Here is a 2,234-nt window from a genome sequence, read left to right as displayed (position 1 = left end):
TCGTCGAAGAACAGCCTGTCGACCGGCACACTGACGTACAGCGACATCGAAAACCACTCGCATTACAGCGCGAACAGTGCGGGGATCAGCGCGGGGGTGGGAGTCGGTAATACGGGCAAGGCGACGGGGCCGGGTTCGGTGAGCGGCTCGGGCGGCGTGATTCCGATGATGACGCAGAACGAAAGCGGCGACCAGAGCGGGACCACGCGCAGCGCCGTGAGCGCGGGCACCATCAACATCACCAACCGGGCCGCACAGACGCAGGACTTGGCGAGCCTGAGCCGTGACACGGTGAACACGAACGGCACGGTCGGGAAGACGCCGGACGTGAACAATATCCTGAACCAGCAGGCCGACACGATGCAGGCCGCACAGGCGGCGGGGCAGGTGGTGGCGCAGGGGATTGGCGCGTATGCGGATGCGAAGCAGAAGGCGGCACAGGGGCAGGCCGACGCAGCAAAGGCGGCAGGTAATTCCGACCTTGCTGCGCAGTACCAGGCGCAGGCGGATTCATGGGGTGAGGGCGGAACCAATAGAATCGCTCTTCACGTTGCAGGAGGCGCACTCGTAGCCGGACTGGGTGGAGGAAGTGTTGGAAGCGCGGTGCAGGGGGCGGCCGGTTCGGGGCTTGCGGCGTGGGCCGCCGGCGATCTGAACCGGCTGGCGAATGGCGCGCGTGATCAAGTGGGTGGTGGTGACGTCGCACAGATGGCCGGAAACGTGCTGGCTAACGTTGTGGCGGGTGCGGGCGGGTTCCTGATCGGCGGCACGACGGGCGCATTTGCGGCGGGCAATGCGGACCTGTACAACCGATCCACTGGCAATGGCGATGGTAAGGGCAGTACGGCGAATTCAGCTGTAGATACTGTCAAGAACGCAACGGCTGGTGCGTGGAATGGTCTGGTCAGCCTTGGCGAGATGGTTGCCAATATCCCGAATGGCGGGCCGTTTGCTTCGCCTGGTGATCCGGGATATATCTCGGCGAATGGACTGAAGCTGCCCTACACACCGGGAGATCAGATCGGGCCGGGCGTGGAGTTCTTTACGGCCACGCTTGCAACCAGGGGCGTTGGCAAGGGGGCGACGGCTGAGGCTGAAGCTGAGGCAGCAGCGGCTGGAAAGGTGGTAACGTCAGGAGGTACGGCCAATGCGGGCAATGGCTTGAACCTTAATAAATCGTTAGCAAGCGAGCAGCAACTCTCGGATCTGGCGGCGGGTAAAGGCATTAATATCGCGGGCGGTGGGACAAATGTTCCTTTGCGTGATGCGCCCCGCTTGGTGTCTGAATATGGTGGCCAGCCAAGCGATTGGAGTAAGGTTAGTACATCAAGCTACACGGCTGCTGATGGATCGCAATTTGAAATCCATGCCTATCGCAACAACGTGACTGGTCAAGTCGTAGAACCGAAGTCGATTCCCTTGAAATAAGTTTTTCTGAAAATGACTGAACAAGAGATACTGGCGCGTCACGGTTTGGTGACTGTTGCGCAAGCCATGCTTGATGGCGAGTTGCCCTATCTTGAGGGAGCCGCACAGGTACTTGCTATTCGGAGCCAATTAAGCGGAATTGCTGATCGCGATGCCGACTTTGATGTGTTCGTAGTTATTCGATCGGAAACTGATCATCTTCCACTAGAAGAACAGAGGTATCTGTGGCCACCGGAGGTACTTGCTCGTCTTGAGCCAGAATTCAAGCAATCTGAAGAGTGGGCTAGATCCTTTGCGCCGCAAGCATGCCGACATCTGATAGAGCGATTCAATAACACAAAGACGTAAAGACCAAACAGCAAACCCGGAACTTGCCGGGTTTGCTGTTTGTGATGCACCTACCCGAAGTCAGGCGAGATGGTGAGGGACGCATTGCGGCAATTGAAAGCGATGCGCATGCGCTGGCCGGGTGTGAAGCCGGCCTGCCTGAGCCAGACATCGGCGATCTGCATCCAGGGCAGGAATGGCCCCGATGGGCCGTCGTGTTGCGCCGGACCGTAATCGGGCGAATCGCGCAGTGTGACGCATGCATGCGTTCGCTGGCGCGGTGAACGTGGTTTAAGATTGGCATTAGCCATGGTCAACTCCCGTAATGAGTTGGTTGTGGTCAGCGGCCGTATGGGTTTGGGGATGCCGCGCATGACGTGAACATCGCCACGTCACAGGACGCCATGCAGTCGTCCGGCAGCTACCAGGAGAGGCGCACGGGCCTCGGGACGAGCGGCCTGACGGTCACGGTCGGCAGC

General features: G+C 59.7%; 2 protein-coding genes and 1 pseudogene. 2 read left to right on the top strand and 1 reads right to left on the bottom strand.

The window, feature by feature from the left end; all coding sequences use genetic code 11:
• Positions 1–1,428: pseudogene (locus J8I87_RS45575) on the top strand (hypothetical protein); the annotation flags it as partial.
• 12 nt (positions 1,429–1,440) lie between these two features.
• Positions 1,441–1,776 (top strand): DUF2489 domain-containing protein, encoded by a 336-nt coding sequence (locus tag J8I87_RS43745; RefSeq protein ID WP_209938854.1) that lies wholly within the window; start codon positions 1,441–1,443, stop codon positions 1,774–1,776.
• A 50-nt stretch (positions 1,777–1,826) separates the two neighbouring features.
• Here J8I87_RS43745 and J8I87_RS43740 read toward each other — a convergent pair whose 3' ends face one another.
• On the bottom strand, positions 1,827–2,129 hold the full coding sequence (locus J8I87_RS43740; protein WP_209938853.1) for a hypothetical protein: 303 nt from the start codon (positions 2,127–2,129) through the stop codon (positions 1,827–1,829).
• Positions 2,130–2,234: the final 105 nt, after the last annotated feature.

Source organism: Paraburkholderia sp. LEh10, from assembly GCF_017814945.1.
GTDB lineage: Bacteria > Pseudomonadota > Gammaproteobacteria > Burkholderiales > Burkholderiaceae > Paraburkholderia.
This window is presented reverse-complemented; position numbering and strand designations above follow the sequence as displayed.